Annotated in this window: 2 protein-coding genes; both read left to right on the top strand. The window is 40.7% G+C overall.

The genetic code is table 11. The features are described 5' to 3' along the window. Positions 1-242, top strand: a 242-nt coding sequence (locus B4K20_RS06390; RefSeq protein WP_289282291.1) for a hypothetical protein, incomplete at its 5' end; no start/stop codon positions are given. After that, positions 239-1,011, top strand: a 773-nt coding sequence (locus B4K20_RS06385) for a secretin N-terminal domain-containing protein (protein WP_289282290.1), incomplete at its 3' end; no start/stop codon positions are given. The genes B4K20_RS06390 and B4K20_RS06385, both read left to right, overlap by 4 nt.

Here is a 1,011-nt window from a genome sequence, read left to right as displayed (position 1 = left end):
CTCTTGCTCAGAGACTCTCCAGTAAAATTCAAATTCATATTGCTGACAGACAAGAGCAAAAACTACGGCATATGAGCCTGTTGGTTGATAAAAAAGCCTTTTTATATTGTCCAAATGCTAATCGCTACGAAGGTGTAGTTGATTTTGATGCCACGGGTCAGGTCAGTAATCGCAAGAAAGACTTCGACGATATGTGGGCCAGAAGTGAGTTTGATTTGAATACGAGGCGTCTGCAGTTATGAAAAATCACATTTTGACAATTGCGTTACTCATGTTCTACTCAACGATATTAGCAGATACAAACATCCATACCATTGCATTGAAACATCGTCTCGCCAATGAAGTCGTAGAGCAGGTTCGGCCCTTTTTGCCTGAGACAGCGACAATAAGAGCCTATGACAACATGCTGATTTTAAAGTCGGATCGAGCCACGCTTGCTAATGTTGAACAGCTCATCAAAAAACTCGACACACCATTAAAGTCTGTCGTCATTACTGTCTTGCAAACCTCACAAGAACTTCAGCAACAATCAGGGAGTGAAGCCAATATTACACTTTCAGATTCAAAGCCAAATGCTTCAGTCAAACTCAAGGCATGGTCAACAAAAGGTAAAGACGATCAAGACAATCAATATCAAGCTCAGGGGATTGCTGGTCAGCCCATCACCATTAAGTTAGGTAATGCAAAACCTGAGAAAGACTATCTTTATTTCATAAACGGCAGCGGCGACATTGGTTTGGCTACCAATACGTACTATACGTCAACGGCAAATGGTTTTAATGCTGTCCCATTTTTATTGGCTGATAACAGAGTTAAAATCGATATTCACCCTTTCTTTTCAGATAGAGCTCAACAAGGGCAAATTAACTCAAGTGAAGTGATTACTTCGGTACAAGGTGAGTTAGGTAACTGGATAAAACTGGCCTTTGTTTCAGAAGATCAACACGCCCAGCAAAATGGGATGAAACGTTATCAATCACATCAAGCACAACAGCAAACTATCTATCTGAA

Origin of the sequence: Methylophaga sp. UBA5088 (assembly GCF_002414625.1) — a bacterium.
GTDB lineage: Bacteria > Pseudomonadota > Gammaproteobacteria > Nitrosococcales > Methylophagaceae > Methylophaga > Methylophaga marina.
The sequence above is the reverse complement of the archived record's forward strand: the minus strand, read 5'-3'. Positions and strand labels throughout refer to the sequence as shown.